The sequence below is a fragment of the Reichenbachiella sp. 5M10 genome (assembly GCF_002742335.1).
GTDB lineage: Bacteria > Bacteroidota > Bacteroidia > Cytophagales > Cyclobacteriaceae > Reichenbachiella.
Genome location: NZ_MDGR01000007.1, coordinates 1615142 through 1637338, shown reverse-complemented (window position 1 = coordinate 1637338; position 22197 = coordinate 1615142). Strand labels below are relative to the sequence as shown.

Genomic DNA, 22197 nt, shown 5'->3' with positions numbered 1-22197 from the left:
TCTTTGAAAAAGTTGAGAATATCGACTATTTTAGATAACCATGAAAACCAACCACCTTGCCCTGCTCGTGTTTTATACACTTGCACAACCTTGTTTGGCGCAAAGCGGAAACTACGCCATCGGCGCAAGATCAGCAGCCCTCGCCGAATCCAGTGTCACCATCGAAGACGAATGGGCTCTTTTCAACAACATTGGAGCACTGACAGGTACTCATGACTTGACCGTCTTCGGCACATATCGCAACCTCTACGGTTTGTCAGAACTCTCCAGTATTGCTGCGGGTCTCTGCTCACCTCTTTGGCATGGAACTCTTGGGGTGGGTGCATACCGCTATGGCAATCAATCACTACACGAACAGCGAGTCAACCTTGGGTACAGCTATCGCTTGGGAATAGTCAGTTTGGGACTCAACCTCAGCTACTACCAGCTCAGTTTGGAATCCAACGGTACACGACATCACTACATGGTTGACTTTGGAGGCATAGCTGAGATCTCCAAACAACTCTACTTCGGGGCACACATCTCCAACATCAACCAAGCATCGATCAACGTCAACGAACGAGTACCTACTTACATGAAAACAGGACTTAGCTACCGTCCCAATGAAAGTCTCATGCTCAATACAGAAGTTCAAAAAAACCTCGACGACCCTCTCGTATTCAAAATTGGCGTTGAATACCAAGTCATTGAAATGCTCTCCCTACGTATGGGATTCAAAACAGAACCTTTTGTCAGCAACTTTGGGCTGGGCTTTAGCCCCAAAAGGCTCAAAATTGATTATGCCTTTGGCATCCATCCTGATTTAGGAGACATTCATCAAATCTCATTTGCCTACCTCATCCGTCGTTCTCCATGATCCGCTGGTTTTTCATCGGCTCCTTGTGTTTTGTCGGTCACACTCTGGCGGGGCAAGAACCCAAACGCCCTGAAATTGACATCCAAAATTTCATCGAGACGATGTTTCAAGTCCCGGACCAAGACATCAACTACGAAGACCTCTACGAATCGCTCTATCAACTCTATCTTGACCCTATCGATCTCAACCGCGCCACCAAAACAGAACTCAGCAGATTGTACCAGTTGGACCTTCGTCAAATCAATGAATTGATGAACTATCTAAACCGACACGGCCCGATGCTCTCCCTCTACGAACTGCAAGTAATTGATGGGTTTGACAAACGAACCATCAACAACATACGCCCATTTGTAGTCGTCCGCTCTCCTGGGGACTACCACATGCAAGGACGTCTTGTCCAGCGCGTAGCAAAGAACGAAAATACCTACCTACTGCTCCGAGCCCGACGCACTGTCGAAAACAAAAAAGGCTATCAACGAGTCGATCCAGGTAGATACATGGGATCTCCATATCAAATCTACGGGCGTTTTCTGAGTCGACATTCCAAAGACTATAGCCTTGGTCTAACGTTCGAAAAGGATCCTGGCGAAAAAATCTATTGGAACCACCAACAACACAGCTATGGCTTTGATTACTATTCCTACCACTTATTTTTAGAAAACAAAGGGAAATTCAAACGCATCAGTTTAGGAGACTATCAGGCACAATTTGGCCAAGGGCTCATCCTCGGTGCAGGCTTCAACCCAGGCAAAGGTGCAGAAACCATCACTACAGTCAAACGAGGCAACTCAGGAATTAGGCCCTACAGCTCTGTACTAGAAACGGGCTTCATGCGCGGTGCGGCTTTCACCTACGCTATCTCCAGACAGATAGATATCAGTCCCTTCATTTCGCGCATGCGCCAAGACGCAAACACGGTCTCCGTTACAGATACAGATGAACCCGAAGAGTACATCTCGAGCATACTCTCTACAGGCTTGCACAGGACCCGTACAGAATGGAACAAACGCAAACAAATCACCGAAACTACCTACGGCATCAATCTCACATACAATGCACCGGGTCGAAATTTCCAAGGAGGACTTACCTACCTCGCTTCCCACTACTCGATCCCCATACAACGTACCCCCACGCTGTACAACCAATTCGAATTCAACGGAAAACACAATTATAACCTCGGCATATTCGCGAACTACAATTGGCACAACATGCTACTATTTGGGGAGGCCGCTCTATCCAGATCGGGAGGACAAGCCTATATCGCAGGCCTCATGTCCAGCCTCACTCCCGAACTCTCCCTCAGCCTAGTCTATCGAGATTATGCCAAGGATTACCACACCTTCTATGGCAATGGTTTTGGCGAAGGTGCACGAACCATCAACGAAAAAGGAATTTATTGGGGACTCAAATACACGCCTTCCAGACGCTGGCTAATCACTGCCTATTATGACTGGTTTCTATTCCCCTGGCTCAAGTACCGTGCTGAGGCCCCTACTAGTGGCTATGAATTTCTCACCAAAATTTCCTATTCCCCCTCGCGCAGCACCAAGCTTTATCTCCAGTATCGTCAGCAATCCAAAGAGCGAACTGTCTCTCAGGAAAACATGAATGTCAAAAAAATCGTCTCTGGAGTCAAACGATCTGTAGCAGGCAATCTGGATTTTCAGGTTCATCCCAACATAGGCCTCAAGTCTAGAGTCCAATTCAGTACATTCGACCAAGATGGACAACAAAGCACAGGAGTGAGCATCATGCAAGATCTGACAATCCAAATTGCCAAACTTAAGGTCAGCACCCGTTTTGCCGTCTTCGACACAGAGGATTACGAAAACCGACAGTATGTCTACGAAAAGGACCTACTCTATGCCTTTTCGATTCCTGCCTACACAGGTCAAGGTACGCGTACATATATCTTGCTACAATACTCCCCTGTACGCAAGATTACCCTATGGGCCAAATACGGTCGCTACCTTTACGATAATCAAACTACCTCTATCGGTTCGTCCAACGAACAAATCATTGGAAACACCCAATCCGAAATCAAATTTCAAATCCGCTACAAACTATAAAAGCCAATCAAAATCGATTGGCTTTTATATTCTTCTCGTCCAAAAACAGACCTTAGTGATGTCCCTTCAAATCATATAGACTTTCTGTAACGTTGATCAAATGGTCTCCGATTTTCTCACAAGAGAAAATCAAATCGCGGTAAGCCACCCCATTTTTCACGTCGTAATTCTTCTCTTTTATTTTCTTGAAATACTCTTTATTGAGCTCCTTCGTCTTTGCATTGATGGCATGCTCCAATTCTTTTGCTCCTTCCATCGTCACATCAGCATACGGTTTGTTCAAGTTAGTCAGCATCATCGCGATAGCCTTCTCTACCAGCTCCGTCAACTTGTGCAGGTTGGCACTCTGATCCTTCGTAAATTCGAACTTCTTCTTGGCGTTCTTGCTCGCGTCTTTAGACATTCTCATGATGATATCCGCCACACGTTCCAAATCACTGGTGATGCTCAGAAAGGCTCTGATTTCTTCAGAAGAACTCGCCGACAGCCTACCTTCAGCTACTTTGACCAAATAATCATCAATCTCAATTTCGAGATCATCAGTATGCTGCTCGTACTTCTCGATCTTTACCAGTAGTTTCTCTATTTTCTTTTGGCTATCTGTCTCTAGTAGTTCTACAGAGTAATTATGCATTTTCTTGATAATCTTGCCAAAAACAGAAAGCTCTTTCTTTGCCTCCAACAGAGACAACTCTGCGGTACGCATCAAGTTGCTTCCAATGTATTCCAAATGAAACTCTTCATCTTCATCATCTTTACTCGGTACCATCTTGATCACTGCCTTCTCTATCTGTGGCACAAACCAAATCATCAGCAAGGTATTGATGATATTGAAACTAATGTGAAAGTAGGTCAATCCCCACTTCACCGCCTGAGAATCTGCGAGCGGATCACCTTGTCCCATAGCCACCATGATCCAACTGATGCTATTGATATAAAACCCAAAAACAATCAACATCCAAAGCACTCCTAAAACATTGAAAAGCAAGTGAGCTCTCGCTGCTCGCTTAGCATGTATATTTCCAACCAGAGCCGCCAGATTGGCAGTAATGGTCGTCCCTATATTCTCTCCCAATACTATACCTGCAGCCATATCAAAAGGAATCAACCCCTTGTCACACAATATCAGTGTAATCGCCATCGCTGCACTGGACGACTGCACCACTACGGTAAGCATCGTACCAATTAGCACCGCTATCACGATCGAGAAAAAACCCCACGAATTGACATAAGTAATCCAATCCAAAACCTCAGGACTACTCTTGAGGTCAGGCACGGCACCTTTGAGCGCATCAAGTCCCATAAACAACAAGGCAAACCCAATCAAAAACTCACCCCAATACTTATACTCTGACTTCTTGGCAAACAACAAGGGAAAGCCAAACGCAATTATCGGCAAAGTGTAATGCGCAATACTAAATTTAGAAAAACCCAAAAATAAGATCAAAATGGCAGTCACAGTAGTTCCAATATTGGCTCCCATTATAACACTGATCGCTTGACGCAATTTGAGCAAACCTGCATTGACAAAACTGACTACCATCACTGTGGTAGCAGACGAAGATTGAATGATCGCTGTGGTTAGAAAACCCGTCAAAACACCACTGACACGATTGGAAGTAATCAAGCTCATGACACCCCTCAACTTATCTCCCGCCACTTTTTGAATTGACTCACTCATGACCTTCATTCCATAAATGAAAAACCCAAGTGCTCCAATCAATTCCAAAATATCAAAAAAACCGTATTCCACCTTGCTCTAGTTAAATTCTATGTTCGATTTATAAATGCTGCAAATGTATTGATAATTCACTTGCTCAATTTTAAGTAAATATTAATATATCCCCTTACCTTCCTTCGAATACTCTTTCATTGTTAACAATTACGTAATATTCATACCGTCTATTTAGTATAATTTTGCGCTTCTTTATGGACAAAAAACAAGAAATCAAAACAGCCAGCATTCTAAAATTCGTATTCAGTATAGCAATTGCTCTGTTTATATTTCTTTGGTCTCTAGACCTGATGACTGAAGCTTTTCACATCATCAGTAGCGACACTGTCTCTAGCTTACTCAAAGTCATTGCCAATCCTTTTGTCAGCCTATTCATTGGCATCTTCATCACGGCAGTCATCCAAAGCAGTTCGACAAGCACTTCGCTGATCGTAGCAATCGTAGCATCTGGTAGTCTCTCTATACAAAATGCCGTCCCCATGATCATGGGAGCCAATATCGGAACAACCTTGACTAGCACCATTGTCTCACTCTCCTACATTACCAACAACAAACAATTTAAAAATGCCATAGCTACAGGTGTCATGCATGATTTTTTCAACATCATGACTGTGATCATCCTATTCCCACTGGAGTGGAAATATCAAATTCTATCCAACCTATCTCTACACATCACCTCACTGCTAGGTATTCACACCTCACAGCAATATATCACTACGACCAAAAACCTCGGGTTATTTGACACTATCAACAACTACCTCATACAAATCATAGAATACAAGTCCATCCTAATCATCCTCTCTACGCTCAGCCTATTGCTCTCGATCAAAATAATATCCAAGACCATTAGCAACAGGCTCATTGGCACGGCTCAAGAAAAATTTGAAGAGGTGTTTTTCAAAAACAACTTCAATGCTTTCAGCTTAGGGGCTGTGCTGACAGCTGTGATACAATCTAGCTCAATCACAACCACTATCATCGTCCCGCTAGGCGCTACCGAAAAAATCAAAATAGCCAAACTTTTCCCCTACATCGTTGGGGCCAATGTAGGAACAACCATCACTGCACTCATAGCCGCGCTCAACAAATCTGAAGCTGCTATGAATATCGCATTGGTACATTTCTTATTCAATGCCATAGGCGCTATCATATTCCTGATCATCCCCATACTCAAAACCCTACCCATACTTTATGCACGTAAATTCGGCATGATGACCATGCAATACAAAGTAGTTGGCTTCTTTTACATCTTATTTATCTTCTTCGTTTTGCCACTCTCTTTGATCTTCTTAGACAAGATCGTGACCTTCCAATAGGCTCTTCTTATCTCTTATGTTTCTTTTAGGTTAAGTAATCATTACCTCATTGTGAATAGAAATATGTAATCTTGCAGCTTAATTCATATTCAGAAAATGAGATTATTAGTTTTGGGAGTGGTGTTTCTTGGCATCACTATGTCTACACATGCACAAACTTTTTTAGGTAGCAAACTCGGCAATGGCTTGCGTTTCACTGCTGCAGATTCATCTTTTAGTACACAAATAAACCTACGGTTTCAGTCGCGCTACTCTGGAGTAGTCAACTTGGATGACAACTCCTACACCGACAACTTTCTCATCAGACGGTACCGAATCAAGTTCAAAGGATTCATCTACGATCCTACGATCCAATATAAAATTGAGCTTGGATTATCCAATAGAGACCAAGGAAACTTCTACAATGAGAACAGTGGTGCGGCCAATATAGTATTGGATGCTGTACTAAAATGGGAGTTCAAAGAAGGCTGGGTACTCTGGGCAGGACAAACCAAACTCCCCGGCAACCGCGAAAGGGTTATTTCTTCGGGAGCCATGCAGTTCACCGAGCGTAGTGAACTCAACGCCTTTTATAACCTAGATAGGGACATGGGCCTACAACTCCACCACGAACACGAGATAGGTGACTGGGTAGTTCGAGAGATTGGTTCTATCTCCATGGGAGAAGGAAGAAACGTCACCGCTTCCAATATCCAAGGATATGATTACACGGCACGAATAGAGTTCCTACCCTTTGGAAAGTTCAAGAAGAAAGGAGATTATTTTGGAGGAGATTTGATGAGAGAGCCCAAACCAAAACTATCCGTGGGCATCACTTATGACTTCAATGACAACAACAACAGAGAAAGAGGACAATTGGGACGATTCCTTGATACACATGTAGACATCAGCAGTTGGTATGCAGACCTGATGTTCAAGTATCATGGCTTCAGTATCATGTCAGAGTATGCCAATAGACGCATAGCCAACGGGCCTGCCTTTGGTCTAGATGAGCTAGGTAGTCAACGTTACTTCTACATGGGTGAGGCTTTCAACTTCTCCACAGGCTACTTGTTCAAAAACAACATAGAGATTGCAGGAAGATACGTCATCAATAGACCCAAAAGTGTAGATATATCCCCAGATTCAGAAATCATCACACTCAATCTCTCCAAGTATATCTCAGGTCATACACTAAAATTGCAAAGCAGTGCTTCTTATATCCAAAACCATGGAGGAGCAAATGAATTGTTATTCATGTGCCAGGCAGAAATAGGATTCTAACCCAACACCCTTTCTTATTTCCCTTCCTTCAGCTTTACAATTTCATTTTGAAGATTGGCGACAATACCCGTGAGCTCACTGATATTCATCTCTGGCACGGCTGTAGATGGGTCCGGAAAATCAATACTAATAAAGGCCTTGGACTCCCACACCTCAATGATGTTTTTGGCTTCTACTTGGTAGGGAGAGTATGTCTTGTTGTCTGAGACCAAAAACAGCATCCCATTCTCATCCACATAGTTGAACACTCGCTTATACACCACACCCTCTTCTTTGCTCAGCAAGACATAGGTTTTACCATTCTTAATATCCGAGACACGCTCAATATACTTTCCGATAATAATCGTACCAGGCAACAATGGCAGCATCGAATCCCCTGAGATCTCAAAAGCTCGATACGTAGCATTCTGAGGCAACATAGGCAACTGAAACTTCGGTAAATTTTCGATATACTCGGGATCAGCATAGCCATTCAAGTATCCCGCCGATGCTTTTTGAGGAATCAATTCGATATTCTCATTATCCTCACTGTCTACAGTGATGGACAACACCTTCGCTTCTTGATTGCGGATATACAACTCATCCTCTGGCAGACTGGACACATCTTGACTAATCAACGTGTCCACACTTACATTAAAAAGTTCTGACATTCTCAGCAGATTAGCAAGGCGAGGATCAGCTCTACCCTCCTCATACGCTCCTACGAGTGACCGCTTGATTCCTATCGCTACAGCGAATGTCTCCTGCGTATACCCAAACTTCTTTCTTAGGTATTTGATATTCTCGTTCAGTTTAGCCACTTCCATATTCTATCTCTTAGGATCAAGCATCAAACATAATGATTCCATTGTCTTTGCTGCAGTGCTGACCAATAGAATACAAATTGATATGATGGGCGTTTCGTTTGTTCTTGAACTGATCCAAACGCAAGTAGATTTTTTCTACCACATTGCGCAAAGTCTCACCTGAATCTGCCAATACATACCCATACATGTTCTTTTTCGTTTCCAGCGAAGCATGAAACTTCACTTGACATTTCCCTGACTTCAATTTTTTGGAGGACAACCTCAACTTATAGTCTCCTCCTACGTGATATTCTTCCATTGCTAATTTTTTTTGTCAATTAATGATACACAAAAGGTATTATCAGCTAATAATGACAATAAAATTAGACTATAAATTTTAGCAAACAAAAAGTAATACTAATTATTTTAGCTTATCTCTTTTTTCTATTTGAAAACCCACGCTTTGGACGCCCTCCGTTGCCTTTATTTTTAGCACTCGATTGGGGATTGTACACGGGGCCCTCTCCTATGTGTTGTGGCAGGGGCACTTTGAGAATCTCCTTTTCTATCAATTCCTCTATTTTACTAAACTTGAACATATCGTCTTCATTGACGAATGTAAAGGCGATCCCTTTGGATTCAGCTCTACCTGTCCGTCCGATACGGTGCACATAGTCCTCTGCATCACCAGGGACATTGTAGTTGATCACCATGTCGATACCTTTGATGTCAATTCCACGGCTCATTACATCAGTTGCTACAAGGACGTTGATTTTCTTGTTGATAAAATCCTGCAAGACGGTCTCCCTTTTGGATTGCTCCAATCCAGAGTGTATTGGTGCAGCATTGATACCAAGTTTTCGTATTTCTGCTGCTGCTCTATCGACCTCTGTTTTCTTGGACAAAAAGACAAAGACACTATCCAAAGGTTTTGCGGTAAGCAAGTGTTTGATCAAGTCCAGTTTCTGCCCATCGTATGTCATGAATGCTGCCTGTACGATTGCTTCACTCGGCTTGGATATTGCAATATTGATCTCCTCAGGGTTTTCGTTGAGTACTTCTTTGGCCAATTTCCGCATTTTGGGAGGCATAGTTGCCGAAAACATCAAGTTCTGTCTTTTGACAGGCAAGCCTTCCATGATTTTCTTAATGTCATCATAAAACCCCATATCAAGCATACGATCAGCTTCATCGAGGATAAAGTGTCTGACCTTGGATAGATCTACATACTCTTGATTGAGGTGAGCAATCAATCGACCTGGCGTAGCAATGATAATATTGGCTCCATTGACCAATGCTTTTTTCTGCACATCCCATGACGCGCCATCTCCTCCGCCATAGATGGCAAGCGAGCTGATGTCTACGAAATACCCCAGTCCTTGCATCTGCTGATCGATCTGAATAGCCAACTCACGCGTCGGTACGATGATCAATGCGTCGATAGATCCGTGACTCTGCTGGTTCTGAATCTGCTGAATGGTCGGCAAAAGGAACGCTGCGGTCTTCCCTGTCCCTGTCTGTGCACAGGCAATCAAATCCTTTCCTTCCAATATGACTGGGATCGCCTTCTCTTGAATGGGCGTCGTGTTCTCAAAACCCATTGCCTCAATCCCCTCTAGGACAGGGCTCTGGATGCCAACTTCTTTAAATTTCAATTTATCTCAATGATTTGGTAAATGTCAAATCTACGTCTTATTCTTGAATTACACCTTTTAATTCTACAGTTGATGATTTGAGGGGATAAACATTATTTTCGGTATTCATATCTGCGGTATATTGATAAGGGTCTACCTCGATTTTGGCAATCTCGGACAAAGGCATGTCTATCTCAAACGAATAATAGGGATACACCCACGGCCAATTGGTCAACTGCTCTGCTCCCTTGGCTATCGGTTTGGCCCCACGCATCAGTCCGAGAGAAATGTGGTACCACTTTTCGTCTCCTGACTGAGTAGTCACTTTGATATCTACAGGCATCGGCATCTCTCCAATGCGCTCCAATTGTATGTGTGTCTTGCGGTCCTGTGCATAGACTTGGTTGATACTATAGTCAATTGTCTTGGTAGTTTTTACCCAAAAATCAAAATACCAATCCAGTTCAATGTCGCTTTGTTTTTCTATGACTTTTTGGAAGTCAAGCATATCTGGATGTTTGAATCTCCACTGCTTATAATACTGTAGCAAACCTGCTTGGAGGTTTTCAGTACCTACGATGTACTCCAACTGACGCACAGTGATCGCTCCCTTGGAATAGGCAGCCGTACTATACGCAGCATTGGTACTAAACATATCTGAGTGTGTCGTCAAAGGCTCTTCGGCTCCTGACTCAACCAATCGGCGATAGCCTCGCATATTGGCAGCATGCGGGTTCATTTTGGGGTAGTTTGGGTTAAACAAGTAGTCCATTGTCAAATTAGACGCATACGTCGTGAACCCTTCGTCCATCCATGCATAGTAGCTCTCGTTGGTCGCCATCATCATCTGGTACCAACTGTGCATCATTTCGTGGATTGTCACCCCGACCAGACTACCGAGATTTCTGTGTCCTGTAATGAGAGTCGCCATCGGGTACTCCATCCCCCCGTCTCCTCCTTGGATGACCGAGTAGCTCGAATAACCGTATGCTCCAAAATGCTCCTCTATGAACGGCATGGCCTTTTTGATGTATGTCTGCATCCCCTTCCAGGTATCGACCAACGTATCCTTTTGGTAGAAATAATGGAACACCAACCCCTCTCTCATCTGTACGATATCGTGCGCATAGTCTTGATCAGCTGCCCAGACAAAGTCATGTACATTGTCCGCTTTGAAATGATAGGTCAATCGCGAGCTTGAAGGCGTCGCATCGCTGTAGCCCTTGCCGATCTGGCCGGCATTTTGGAGCAAGCCTGTGGCTGCTACAGTATAGGCACTGTCTATAGATATCTTGACATCAAAATCTCCCCATGGGGCATAAAACTCACGGGCGATGTAGGGATGCGTGTGCCATCCACTACGGTCGTATTCCGCCATTTTAGGATACCACTGTGCCATCGAGAGACGAACCCCTTCGCTGTTGTCACGACCGGTACGACGTATCTGCAACGGTACTTGACTGTCAAACGTCATATCAAACACCGTCGTAGCTCCTGGCAGTATTGGTTTGCGCAAGTAGACAATCATGATTGTACCATCAATAGTATAGTCGAGTTTTTTTCCGTCCTGCTTGAGAGACTGGATGTGGTGGAAGCCAATCTCCTCCTCATCGAGGTGATAAATACGATCCTTCACACGGCGATCTGGGTCTGGCAGTGTCCTGCTCCTCACATCCATCATACTGCCTGGCTGAAAGGCATTGAAATACAAATGATAATATACTCTGTCAAGTGTGTCTGGAGAATTGTTGAAATACTTGAGCTCTTGCACGCCCGTAAAGCGATTGGCTTCTGCATCCATCTCAATTTCCATCTTGTACTCTACACGCTGTTGCCATCTATCCTGTGCCATCGCTAGGGTTGGCAAGAACACCATCATCCATATTTTTAGAATCCTCATCATTGATTTTTTTTTAATGCTTCGGCAAAATAACACCTACAGGTAGGCCTACCCATGAGATTTTGATGGACGGTAAATTTAAAATTTGGAAACAAGAGTACTCAGCACATCCCGTCGCAACTCATGCCCTCCATCATAAGTCACCTCTACAGGTATACAACCCGTAGCGGCAGAAAGACGAGACACCTCTGTCCCAAACAACTCCCGCGTATAGTAACTATCCTCGCTTCCAAGTACCCCATAGACACGTGCGCCCTCGGAGAGGTGTGCAAAACTCTCTGGGCTCAGTTCGGATGGAAAACTCCCCGCCCACAATATCAAATGAGCAAAGTCCAGTCGTGAATGAGCCGCCAAACGACATATCGCAGAAGCTCCCTGCGAAAAACCTAGGAGATTGACCTTATAATCCATCCAATCCTGCCCATCCAAACAATCCTTGAGCACCGCCGCAAAATACTGCGACTGATTCAAGAGTTCTTCCTCTCTCCCTTCCTTGGTCATCCAGCTAGCCCCTACCTTTTGATGTCCAGGCAGATAAAATCGAGACAAGCCCTGTAGACTGATCACGAAGTTTGTTTTTGCGTCAAGCACCTGAAACTGCCTCACGAAACGCTCCGACAACTGCCCATAGCCATGACATACGATCCATACATACTGTGTATCCTCTGTCAGCTCATAAAGCGTATGATAGGGAGCTGTCGTCTCGAATGACACCTGACGTGTACCAATCATGGCGCTGTGTAGGTGATGCGGTAGATCTGACCAGCCTTGTCATCAGAGACGAGTATCGACCCGTCCTCTAGCACGAGGACATCTACAGGGCGACCCCAGGCTTCCTGCTCCTCTTCATCGAGCCAGCCGTCGACGAATACGTCGTAGGATACGGCTTTGCCATTTTCTACCTTGACCTGCATGAGTCTATAGCCTATTTTCTTGCTGCGGTTCCATGAGCCATGCTCGGCGATGATGATCGATCCTTGATAATCAGTAGGAAACAAGTCTCCCGTGTAGAATTTCAATCCCAATGGTGCTACGTGTGGGCCGAGCTTGCGTGCAGGTACGACAAAATCCGAACATGGAAACCTCGACCCAAAGTCCGGATCTCCGATATCACCTCCATGACAATAGGGATAGCCAAAGTGCTGCCCTGCTTGGGTTGCCTTGTTGAGCTCACAGGGAGGCATATCATCCCCGAGCAGGTCACGACCATTGTCTGTAAACCATAGGGCACCTTCTGCATCCCAAGTGATACCGACCGAGTTGCGTACGCCAGAAGCATAGATCTCACGATCACTCCCGTCGGGATTCATGCGGGTGATGGAGGCGTAGATTTCGTCTTTGCTTTCGCAGATATTGCAAGGCGCTCCGACGGGAACGTAGAGCTTGCCATCAGGACCAAACGCGATGTACTTCCATCCGTGATGCTGGTCCGTAGGGTAGTCATCGTAGATCACCACGCCCGGCCCGGGGTTGTCTAGCTTCGCATCGATCCCATCGAAACGAGTGAGGCGATTGACCTCCGCCACATAGAGACTTCCGTCTCGAAAGGCCACTCCGTTGGGCATATTGAGTCCCTCTGCAAGGACATACTTCTGATCGACCTCTCCATCATCATCCGTATCAACGAGAGCATAGACACTCCCCTCGTCCCGTGTGCCTACATAGAGCACGCCACTTGGACTCATCGCCATTGATCGAGCATTTTTGACATCATCGGCATAAACCGATATTTGGAACCCCTCAGGCAATCGCAGACTAGCAAGGAGCCCTGTCGGTTCTTCTATTTCTTCGTTAGTTTCTGGTTCTTTGTTGTCCTCGGTTGAAGAGCACGCTACTGTTGCAAGCAAGCTAGCACATACGGTCATCCATGCAAATACATTTTTCATATCTTGTAGTAGTAGTTATAACACAATATTAACCCCGAATCCTTCCAAATAGTCATGGATCGATCAAGAGCTGCCCAAAAAGACAGGTTTAGGACCAAATCATCCTCCATTCACTCCTTCTCTTCTTTATACCCTAGTTTTTGAGACTTCATCAGGGCTCGTTCTGCTCCTTTTTGATTTCCTTGTTCAGAGAGGATCATTCCTTTGTAATAGTGGTATCCGCCTTGTCCTTTGTCTCTTCTGATTAAATATTCCAAATCCTTGAGGGCCTTGTCCAGCTCTCCCTCATGGTAATAAAATTTGGCTCTATCGTAGCGATACTCTGACTTCCATCCGTTGTACTTCACCAGTCGATTCAAAGCCTCCTCTTGCGAATCCTTCTTCTCCAAATCAATCGACAACTGCAGCAAGTATTTGTGATAGTCGTCGTTGTACTTCCCAATTTTGGAAGCACTGTCCAAAAGCACCAATGTGCTCAACGTATCCTGCTGATTATATTTGCACATCGCCCACCAATAATAGCTATCTGCGTCTTTCTCATTGAAAGAAATCGCCATTTTGAAATCATCTATGGCGCGATCAAACTCCGCGTGAGTAAACAAACAATACCCTCGGTTGTAAAACAAATCACTATCTGTAGAATCCAACATGATCGCTACCGTATAGTCTTGGTAAGCCTTGGCACTGAACCCTCGTCGCATCCTGAGGTTCGCTCGATTCTTGTACCCTACTTTTGCCCGAGGGTCCAACCGAATCAGTTGGTTGAAATCAGCCATCGCGAGACTGTCCTGCTGTAGGCTGAGGTAAAGCCCTCCCCGGTTGAAATAACAAGCATAGATCGTCGAGTCCTTTTCGATCGCTGCGGTATAGCTCAAGATAGCCTCCTTGTCTTTGCCCCACATGGACTGGAACTGAATCGCCTTGAGCATATCTATCACCGCATGTGGCTGCCGACCTGCTGCGGTCGCGTAATAAACCTGAGCTTGTTTGTGATTACCTTCGATGAATTCACAAATACCCCGATCGATATACCTCCGTGTCGAATCGCTCAACTCCACGTTTTCACGAAAGTAATAACTCAGAGCGGATTGTAGATTCTGATTTTTCTTCAACGCTGTATTGAACTTGTACTTCCCTGTATTCAGAGAATCAACTTCCATACTCAGAGCTTGATAGAAACTGTGAACCGCCTCGGAGTACTGCTCCAGCTCTATATTCAGATACCCTTTGATGGACCTGTAGTGATAGTTGTCAGGTGCTTGTCGGATGAGCACCTCTAGGTCCTTAGTAAACTGATCTATGCCGCCCTTAGTCATGAGAGACAGTAGTCCTCTCGAGATACGTGCTTCTTGCCACATCGAATCGATGGATACTGCTTGGTTCAGTCGCTTGAGTGCACGCTTCCAATTGCCAAAGTACTGAAGATCCAAAGATGCCATCGGCAAATAGGCTTCCCTAAACAACGAATCCTCTTTCAAACATTTGTTGTACATACTCCATGCCCTAGTGTACTCTCGTTGATCCGTAGCGATCATAGCCAAACCGTGGTAGCCCTGAGCGGCATAGGCTGGGATATTGACCAACACTTCCATTTCTTTTTTGGCTTCTTTATAATCCCCTTCATACACCGAAATCAGCCCTAGCATATAACGGGCTTCGTAAAACAAAGGATCTTCTTTGATAGCCAAGTTGAAATTTTGGCGTGCCTCGACCCAATCCTCCTTGTCCAGATATATAGATCCTATCCAATAATACCCCTGCGAAAAGTTTGAGTACGACTCAGTCATCGCCTCAAATAAAGCAATCGCATCGTCCAACTCTCCTTCTTCCCACAGCTTCATACCCTTATCTATCTCCAACTGAATAAAAGACTTTGACTCAGTTTCTTCCTCCTCCAAGTCTTCCAAATCAAAGACTGGCTGTGTATCAAACATGTCATTCGTTATGTATTTGGTCATATTGACCTGAGCCATGGCAATCCCAAACGGCCCAAGTACAATCACCCAAAAGAGGAACAACTTCTTTTTCATCTAGATAGCATTTACTTAGGTATGAAAACAAAATTAATCATACTCTACTATCTTATAAATACATACAGTGATTTTGGCAATTTAAGGTGGCACATAATACGGCACGAAACAACGGCATGACACTTTCCTAGTGAAACACAAAAAAAGCGTGACTAAAAAGCCACGCTTATTCTCGAAATATGCATTAGACGGTTGTACAACGTCCCTTACAAAACCCTATTTACCCTTGAGTATCTTATGCGCAACGGTTCTCTTCTCATTTTGGATCATCAAAAAGTACACTCCCATTTCTAATCCACTCACATCAAGTTCAATATCAGTCCCTTTCTGCTCAGAAAGGACCCTACGACCACTCAAACTCATCATGTAAACCGTAACGACTTCATCGGCTTTCACTTGGAGGATGTTGTGAACTGGATTCGGGAAAAAACTCCAACCTAGGTCTTCCCCCATGCCTAGTACTTCAGTCTGAGTCACTCGCACTACCCAGTCCGATGCAGTCACTCCGTCCTCTGCTGTCACGGTGTAGGTCACTGCACTGCTAAAGTCAACCGCTGTACCACTGGCAGGATCACTCGTCGCACCTGCGGACAAAGTAAACGAAGGAGTCAATCCACTCACGTCTGTACCAATGGCAACTTCGACATCAACCGTGTGATTCGTAGCATCAATAACTGCAGCATCTGTTTGCTCGGTCAACGCAAAGCTCAAAATAGCTGCCTCCTGACTCAACTCTGCTGCTTCGGTCACGGTCACGACCCAATCTTGAGTAGTAGTACCATCTTCGGCTGTCACGGTATAGGTCACCGCACTGCCAAAACCAACCGCTGTACCACTGGCAGGGTCACTCGTCGCGCCTGCAGACAAAGTAAACGAAGGAGTCAGTGCACTCACGTCTGTACCAATGGCAACTTCGACATCAACCGTGTGATTCGTAGCATCAATAACTGCAGCACCTGTTTGCTCCGTCAACGCAAAGCTCAAAATAGCTGCCTCCTGACTCAACTCTGCTGCTTCGGTCACGGTCACGACCCAATCTTGAGTAGTAGTACCATCTTCGGCTGTCACGGTATAGGTCACCGCACTGCCAAAATCAACCACTGTACCACTGGCGGGGTCACTCGTCGCGCCTGCAGACAAAGTAAACGAAGGAGTCAGTGCACTCACATCTGTCCCTGTCTCTACCTCAATTGTCACTGTATGCTCTGTTGTATTGAGGGTGGAGGTCCCTGTCTCTTCATTCATAGTGAATGAAAGAATATTTGTCTCATTGTTCAATACTACAATAGATATCAATTCTGTATCAGCAAGTACACCATCGCTTGCGGTGACTTGCAGCATATGTACGCCTACATCGGTGGACACAGGGGTCCAATTGAACACTCCTGTAGCTGGGTTTATGCTCATCCCTTTGGTTTCAGAACCTGAATCTATAGAGTAGGTCAACGTATTGGCCGGCACGTCACTATCTGTGGCCGTCACTGTAAAACTCAAAACACCTCCTACAATACCTGAACGCTCTCCAATAGCTGCCAATACTGGTGCGTCATTGACATCTCCAAGACTAACAACCACCTCTGTCTCAATGGTTCTGACTGGATCTACATCATCACTCACCTCAACTGTCAAGGTGAATGTAGGGTTGGTTTCAAAATCCAATGCCAATGGAGTATTTACGGTTATCAGCCCATCGCTATTTATTGCAAATGCTTCGTCGGTGTTTCCTGCAATAATGGCATAACTCAAGGTTTGAAAAATATCGTCATCTGTACACGTGACAGTACCTACTTGCGTACCAGATACCGAGTTTTCATTCAGCACATTTAGTGCGACATTAGTAACCTGAGGAGCAAACTCATTTACATCATTGATCGAAATTGTCACATTCTCAATGGTTTCCAAAGAACCCAAGCCATTGTCGGTAATTCGGACTCCCAAGACAACTTGCTGTATAGCTTCAAAATCTAGAGCCTTGTCAATCATAATAGCTCCCGTCTCACTATTCATAAAGAAAAGTTCCTCTTCATTGCCCGAAACTATATCATACGCTGATATCCCGTCTACATCATCCGAACTCAAAGTTGCAACGATAGAGCCCAACGCTGAAGTTTCGTCAATATCAAACTCTGTAACAAGCAGACTTGGATATGCATTGGTAAACACACGGATCACTACTCTTACTTGTATCACATAGACCCCATCACTCACCTCTATTCGCAAGTCATAATACGGTGTACTCTCACTATCAATCTTACTCGCATCCACCACTGTCCCTATCCCTGTGCTCGCGTCCAAGGCAAAAACCCCATCTTCGTTTCCCGAAACGAAAGTATAGGTGAGAGCATCATTCTCAGGATCCGTGACAGACAAAGCACCTAACACATACCCATTTTCTACAAATGCACTCATGTTTGAACTAATATCATAGCCAACAGGTGCTTCATTGACATCTGTCAAATTGATCGTAATGATTTCTTCGGCAAACAACCCTCCGAGCCCATCATCTGTCACTCTCACTCGAAGGTCAAAAGATGACTGGGCTTCAAAGTCTAATTCATCTTGATCAGTCACTTGCAACTCCCCATCTGTGTCTATCGAGAATATCCCCATGCCACTACCTCCGACGATTGAGAATGTAAGTCCATCTCCGTCATCATCAGTAGCCTCTACTGTAGCTACCACTGTGCCATTTGGAGCATTTTCTTCCAAACCAAAAAACTGTGGAGAAATGACAGGGACTGTATTGGAAAATGATGTGACCTCCACTGTAGCAGTCCCAGAGAGGGCTGGGCTACCATTGTCGGCAACTGCTACCGTCAGTACAAAGTCTACATCCGCCACAAGATTGCTATTGTCTGCAATCGTCAACACACCTGAGGTTTCGTCTATTCCAAAAATAGAAGCATCATTCCCTGCAACAATAGAAAACACATGTGACTGATCCGTGTCTTCATCATCGAAATCAATGTCCCCTACCACAAACCCATTGGGGCTGCTCTGACCAATGTTAAATTGCGCATCGTGAACTACTGGTGACTCATTGATATCCTTTAGGTTGATGGTAATCCTCGCAGTACTCGTGAGAGGTAATTCTAGATCTTGGTCTGTGACTTCTATCTCTAGGACAAAAACTGGTAGTTGCTCAAAATTCAAATGCTCTGACGCATGGACAGTGATTTCTCCCGTCGAGCTCATCTCAAAAGTCTGACCAGTATTTCCACCTACTATCGTAAAATCTACCTCGCCATCATCGGTGGCGATTACTTGTATTACTACGGTACCATTCTCTGAGTTTTCATCCAGTGAGATCTGCTGATCCGCTACTGCAGGAAACTCATTGTCTACTATATTTATAGTGACACTACCTGCAGAAGTCAATGCCCCTGGGCCTTGATCAGCGGCACCCACAGTCAGTACAAAGCTGGTACTCGCAGATGCCTGCAGTGCCGAAGCATTGGCTATCGTAATCTCTCCTGTATTTGGGTCAATGGCAAAAACACCTTCATCGTTCCCTTGAGTGATACTATATAGCTGGTCATGCCCTTCCTCATCACTCGCGATGACCGTTTCTACTACACTGCCATTGGTAGCAAAGCGACTCAACGACACCTCAACATCATCGATCGTAGCAGCGGTATTGGGGCCGTCATTGATTTGAATGGTAAATGTGCCTTCTCTATCAATCCCGTTCCATAACTGCAGCAGATAGTCGGTATTAGGCACTACCTCCATAGAGAAAGTTCCTTCACTCTCGCATATATCTAAGGACTCTCCACCACATGTTTCATATCCGTCAATTTGGATTGATTCTGCCACTACCAGTGGCCCGTCAACATCAGTATCCGTCAATGCAACCGTAACGGACACCTCTACATTAGTTCCCGAATTGAATCGGTACCATACATCATTGACAGTCCCGTACTGATCACATCCTTGAGGTTCAGGAGCTGTTGTCGCATGCGTATTGGTTCCATTTGTAGGAGTCCCTGTTCCCTCTGCAAATACCGTCAGCACTTCTGCTCCCTCGCAGTTGTCATTGGCGGGGGGAGGGCTGGTAGGCTGGCTTGATACCGCAAGATCGAACTCTCCCCTACTCGACCCATAGCCATCTACTAAAACAAAATATTCCTCATCTACTAGCGAGTTGAAACTTAGTTTAGCCAAATACCCACTAGCACCACAACCCTCTTGCTCTCCATCTTCATTGCCTGCAAAACACTGTAGCCCTGCACTACACGACCCAGTATATACGCTCAAACTCGTATCATCAAAATCATACAACCCTCCGTTGCAAGTGTTTAGTGTAATAGTCTCTCCATTACCTACTATGCGATACCAGACACCGACTGACCTGTCTTCATCGTCACCATCTTCTACAATATTGGATCCGCAATCGGAAGCTACATTTGAGTCATTGGTGGCAAACGTCGTATTACCAGATACTGTCTCTCCAATAGAAACGGTGATGGCTCCAGAGCAAAAATCGTGGCATAACTGCCCCTCCGTAACAATTGCCCATCCAAAATCAGTTTGCAGTTTGGCAAGAGCCTCTTCCCCACGGCAGTAGACCAATCCAGCTGCTCCTAAATTCACATTCGCTTGAACCTCCTGTTCGGACCAGCCGATTAGGGTCTTATCAAAATTGAACAAAGACATCCCTGATTGACTAAACAAACCTGTCATATCGCTCACATGACCAATACTCCAAATGGCCAAATCCTGATTGAAATTTCTGGCATCCTTGAACATCTCTGTCATATCCGAAACGAGGCTTAGATCTGGCACATCGGTTGCCGTGAAACGCTCTCCACCCCAGCTTTCAAAACTCCCACGCATACTTCCCCACACGACATCTCCCCAACTAGATACATCTAGCAAATAGTCCATCGCATCAGCTTCTACGATCAAGTGAGGAAATTCTTGGTAAATCTGTAAACGATAGTCTCCAGGAGGTAAGTCTGAAACAAAATCTCCACTCTCGCTACTATGTCGCCCCTTCTTCACCAAACTCCCACCCTCATACCAGAGGTACACAAAATCATATGCATACGCATCATCTAAAAGCAGTGTAATAGGCTCATCCTCTACCTCCCAACTGCTAACAAATGGCAAAAAATCTAATCGGCTCACCTGCCACACTTGCTGGGTAACCCCATCCTCGGCTGTCACGGTGTATTCGATGACATCACTACCCGTCAAACTGATCGTCTCTCCTATCGCCGGAAAAACGGACGCACCTGGAGACAATTGGATATCTGGCGTAATGTCCTCTATCAAATTGTCTTGAATAATCTGTACAGTAAAATTGCTATGATCGATCATAGCCACCCCCTCATTTGGCACCAAATCAAATTGCACTATGTCAGTATCGGTACTGAGAAGTATGGCATTTTCGATCGTCACGACCCACTCCTGCTCGCTACCATTTTCTGCAGTCACTGTATAGATAACGGGCGCCGAAAAATCCTGCAGTTCTCCACTAGCTGGAGAAACTTGACTATTTGTAGAGGTAGCAATCACTGGAGAAAAACTGGTGCGGTCATCCGTTTTGGCTATTGTTACCGTCACGGTATGATTTTCTGCATCGATTTCACAACTTAGCTGTTTCGTGACATCAAACGCTACTATGTCGCTTTCATCAGAACAGGCTGCCCCAGCATCCCCTATGGTCCAACCAAAATCATTGATAAGAACGGCTCTGGCATTTTCTGCCTGTACCGAACAATATTGAGTACCACTCGCAGATAAAGTCACATTGCTCTGCAAAGCCAATTGAGACCAGCTGATCAAAATATCGTCGTACGTAGTGGATGAAATATCTGTGTTATTAAAAGCACTATTAAACCTAGTCACATGACTCACATCCCACTGACTCAAACCATGCCCTTGAAACTTACTGGCTCCATTAAAAGAATTTCCGAAATTTGTGACCCTGGACAACTCCCAAGAGCCTAGATCGGAATTGAAAGAACTGGCACTTTGAAACGCCTCATTAAAAGCACTAACGTTGCTTACATCCCAATGACTGAGATCTCCATTGAAACTACCTGATTGCCGAAAAATCCTAAAAAAACTCACCCCATCACTACTCAAAATGGGCGCATCAGTAGCTGAGAATGTCCTTCCTCCCCAATTTGCAAAGGTTTGATTGAAACTTCCCCAGACAATATCCCCCCATTGATTTACATCCACCAATTGGGCCTTGGTATAGCCTGTGAGATGAGGAAATACACCTGCGATGTATAGCTCAACAGTATCAGGTTCAGTAAGTCCAAAAGCAGAGAAGTCAGCCGCCGAAAAAACGGTAGCAAAATCACCATCTACCGACTGATGTGCACCGTCAGATATAGTGTCCCCCTCATGTACCCATGCATAGGTAAAATCATAGGTAAAACTCGCATTCAGTGCTATAGTGACACTTTCATCAATAGCACTGAGTTTCCATGAGGTGACAAATGGTTGAAAATCTTCTTGAGCCAATAGCGGTTGAAAAAGCATGAGACTCATGACAATAGATAGAAATGAATTTTTCATAGCTGTCTGTATAATTTTAGATGGATCATTATTTAAATCTTAGTTGGTTAATTGTTGTAAATGAAGGAGTCCATAGCGCCTACCATTCAGGACGTACAAAAACGCCCTCCATGCTGTCGCTACTACGCGTTTAAAAAAGGGTGACTCTGAGAGTCACCCAAAAGCCAAATCCACTGGATTCAACCAAAA

13 protein-coding genes are annotated in these 22197 nt (G+C 44.8%); 4 read left to right on the top strand and 9 right to left on the bottom strand.

Annotated features, from left to right (window positions below; all coding sequences use genetic code 11):
- Positions 1 to 40: 40 nt before the first annotated feature.
- On the top strand, positions 41 to 856 hold the full coding sequence (locus tag BFP72_RS06530; RefSeq protein ID WP_099598371.1) for a hypothetical protein: 816 nt from the start codon (positions 41 to 43) through the stop codon (positions 854 to 856).
- A complete protein-coding gene (locus BFP72_RS06525) occupies positions 853 to 2925 on the top strand; it encodes a helix-hairpin-helix domain-containing protein (RefSeq protein ID WP_099598370.1) in 2073 nt (690 codons plus the stop codon). The genes BFP72_RS06530 and BFP72_RS06525 overlap by 4 nt, the downstream gene beginning before the upstream one ends.
- A 52-nt stretch (positions 2926 to 2977) precedes the next feature.
- Here BFP72_RS06525 and BFP72_RS06520 read toward each other — a convergent pair whose 3' ends face one another.
- On the bottom strand, positions 2978 to 4678 hold the full coding sequence (locus BFP72_RS06520) for a Na/Pi cotransporter family protein (RefSeq protein ID WP_099598369.1): 1701 nt from the start codon (positions 4676 to 4678) through the stop codon (positions 2978 to 2980).
- Positions 4679 to 4854: 176 nt separating this feature from the next.
- Between BFP72_RS06520 and BFP72_RS06515 the strand changes: the two genes are divergently transcribed.
- On the top strand, positions 4855 to 5976 hold the full coding sequence (locus BFP72_RS06515; RefSeq protein ID WP_099598368.1) for a Na/Pi symporter: 1122 nt from the start codon (positions 4855 to 4857) through the stop codon (positions 5974 to 5976).
- 96 nt (positions 5977 to 6072) lie between these two features.
- Positions 6073 to 7239 (top strand): porin, encoded by a 1167-nt coding sequence (locus BFP72_RS06510; protein ID WP_099598367.1) that lies wholly within the window; start codon positions 6073 to 6075, stop codon positions 7237 to 7239.
- Between the two features lie 14 nt (positions 7240 to 7253).
- On the opposite strand, the gene BFP72_RS06505 is transcribed toward BFP72_RS06510, so the two are convergent.
- From BFP72_RS06505 to BFP72_RS06470, 8 genes are all read right to left on the bottom strand, one after another.
- Positions 7254 to 8045 carry a LexA family transcriptional regulator gene (locus BFP72_RS06505; RefSeq protein WP_099598366.1) on the bottom strand — a complete coding sequence of 264 codons (792 nt, stop codon included), beginning with the start codon at positions 8043 to 8045 and terminating at the stop codon, positions 7254 to 7256.
- Positions 8046 to 8061: 16 nt separating this feature from the next.
- Entirely contained in the window at positions 8062 to 8343 is a 282-nt protein-coding gene (locus BFP72_RS06500) for a hypothetical protein (protein WP_099598365.1), read from the bottom strand.
- 112 nt (positions 8344 to 8455) lie between these two features.
- Positions 8456 to 9679: a DEAD/DEAH box helicase gene (locus BFP72_RS06495; RefSeq protein ID WP_099598364.1), complete on the bottom strand. Its 1224-nt coding sequence runs from the start codon at positions 9677 to 9679 to the stop codon at positions 8456 to 8458.
- 37 nt (positions 9680 to 9716) lie between these two features.
- On the bottom strand, positions 9717 to 11561 hold the full coding sequence (locus tag BFP72_RS06490; RefSeq protein ID WP_099598363.1) for a M1 family metallopeptidase: 1845 nt from the start codon (positions 11559 to 11561) through the stop codon (positions 9717 to 9719).
- Positions 11562 to 11636: 75 nt separating this feature from the next.
- On the bottom strand, positions 11637 to 12290 hold the full coding sequence (locus BFP72_RS06485) for an alpha/beta hydrolase (protein WP_099598362.1): 654 nt from the start codon (positions 12288 to 12290) through the stop codon (positions 11637 to 11639).
- Positions 12287 to 13444, bottom strand: coding sequence for a sorbosone dehydrogenase family protein (locus BFP72_RS06480; RefSeq protein WP_255397165.1), 1158 nt, complete (start codon positions 13442 to 13444; stop codon positions 12287 to 12289). The genes BFP72_RS06485 and BFP72_RS06480 overlap by 4 nt, the downstream gene beginning before the upstream one ends.
- Before the next feature lie 110 nt (positions 13445 to 13554).
- Positions 13555 to 15474: a tetratricopeptide repeat protein gene (locus tag BFP72_RS06475; RefSeq protein ID WP_099598361.1), complete on the bottom strand. Its 1920-nt coding sequence runs from the start codon at positions 15472 to 15474 to the stop codon at positions 13555 to 13557.
- A gap of 216 nt (positions 15475 to 15690) precedes the next feature.
- Entirely contained in the window at positions 15691 to 22008 is a 6318-nt protein-coding gene (locus BFP72_RS06470) for a cadherin domain-containing protein (RefSeq protein ID WP_099598360.1), read from the bottom strand.
- Positions 22009 to 22197: the final 189 nt, after the last annotated feature.